The organism is Actinomadura logoneensis (assembly GCF_003428695.1).
Classification (GTDB): Bacteria; Actinomycetota; Actinomycetes; order Streptosporangiales; family Streptosporangiaceae; genus Spirillospora; species Spirillospora logoneensis.
In genome coordinates this window covers 1-1,467 of sequence record NZ_QURH01000527.1, presented here as the reverse complement: position 1 = coordinate 1,467, position 1,467 = coordinate 1, and the positions used below count along the sequence as shown (strand labels likewise).

Genomic DNA, 1,467 nt, shown 5'->3' with positions numbered 1-1,467 from the left:
GCGCAGCCGGCCCGGGACCGGGGCGCCGCCGGTGGCACGGCGGCGGGCGGCGGCCTCGGCGTAGCCGGGGTCGGCGAGCCTGCCCTCGAAGAGGTCGGCCAGCAGGGACATGGACGCGTCGGGGCGGCGCCACCGTCCCGGTGGGCCGCCCGCGTCCCGCTCGTCCCGCTCGTCCCGCTCGCTCACGGCCCCATCATGGCAAGGACCGCCAAATCGGCGGGACGGCCCGCCGCTCGGGCGCGCTCCGCCGCCGTCCGGTCACGGGGAGGCGACCGCCGTGCGGGACCGCTCCAGGCCGAGCCTGACGGCCGCGCCGGCCAGCACCGAGCCCATCACGTACCGCTGGACGCGCTGCCAGGCGGGCCGCCGGGTGAGGAACGACGACACCGCGCTCGCGCTCAGCACCCAGATCCCGTTCACGGTCAGCGCCACGGCGATCTGGACGAGCGCGAGGACGAGGCTCTGCAGCCACAGGTGCCCGCGCGCCGGGTCGGTGAACTGCGGCAGCAGCGACACGTACACGATGGCGATCTTCGGGTTGAGCAGGTTGGTGACCAGGCCCATGGCGAACAGCCGGCGCGGCCCGTCCGGGGGGAGCTCGCGCGGCGCGAACGGGGTCGCCCCGCCGGGCCGGACGGCCTGCCAGGCGAGCCACAGCAGGTAGCCGACCCCGGCGACCTTGATCGCGGTGTAGAGGACGGGGACGACCGCGAACACGGCGGTGAGCCCGGCGGTCGCGGCGACGGCGTAGACCGCGAACCCGGCCGCGACGCCGCCCAGCGAGACGAATCCGGCGCGGCGGCCCTGGACGATCGTCCGGGACACCAGGTACATCATGTTCGGCCCGGGCAGCAGCACCATGCCGAACGCCACGACGGCGATGCCCGCGACGGCGGTCAGAGAGACCATCGCACCTCATCCTTCGGGAAAAGCGGCGGAGAGGTCACCAACCCTAGGAATCCTCCACACCTCGGTGCAATACTCCGGTTTGTACTCGGTGCAATGTGAGGCGCGAATGCCCAACCTCCCCGACCCACCGCCCCCGCTCGGCGCAACTCGCCCTCGGAACGCGACCGTTGATTTCCGGGGGGTGGCGGATTCGGTTGCGGCGGAGATCGCGGACGGGCGGTTGCGGGCCGGGGACCGGCTGCCCCCGCAGCGGCGGTTCGCCCGGGAGCGCGGCATCGCTCCGTCCACGGCGGCCCGCGTGTACCGCGAGCTGGCGCGCCGCGGACTCGTCGTCGGGGAGGTCGGGCGCGGCACCTTCGTGCGGTCGGGGCCGCCCTCGGGTGGCGCCCCCGCGCTGCTCGAGCCGTCCGGGGCGCCGGTGGACCTGGAGCTGACCTATCCCGAGACGGACGGCCAGCCCGCTCTGCTGGCGGACGGGCTGGCGCGGCTGGGCCGCCCGGACGTGCTGGCCGCGGCGCTGCGCCCGGTCGGGCCGTCCGGGACGGCGGCGGCGCGCCG

Annotated in this window: 3 protein-coding genes; 1 reads left to right on the top strand and 2 read right to left on the bottom strand. The window is 75.8% G+C overall.

The features are described from left to right. Together DZF91_RS23840 and DZF91_RS23835 are read right to left on the bottom strand one after the other, a co-directional pair. On the bottom strand, nt 1-186 hold a 186-nt coding region (locus tag DZF91_RS23840; protein WP_199486844.1), incomplete at its 3' end, for a hypothetical protein. Between the two features lie 72 nt (nt 187-258). Then, nucleotides 259-909 carry a LysE family translocator gene (locus tag DZF91_RS23835; protein ID WP_117359547.1) on the bottom strand — a complete coding sequence of 217 codons (651 nt, stop codon included), beginning with the start codon at nt 907-909 and terminating at the stop codon, nt 259-261. Nucleotides 910-1,090: 181 nt separating this feature from the next. On the opposite strand from DZF91_RS23835, the gene DZF91_RS23830 reads away from it, so the two are divergent. Continuing rightward, nucleotides 1,091-1,467 (top strand): GntR family transcriptional regulator (locus DZF91_RS23830; RefSeq protein WP_235834504.1); only part of this gene is annotated, 377 nt, incomplete at its 3' end.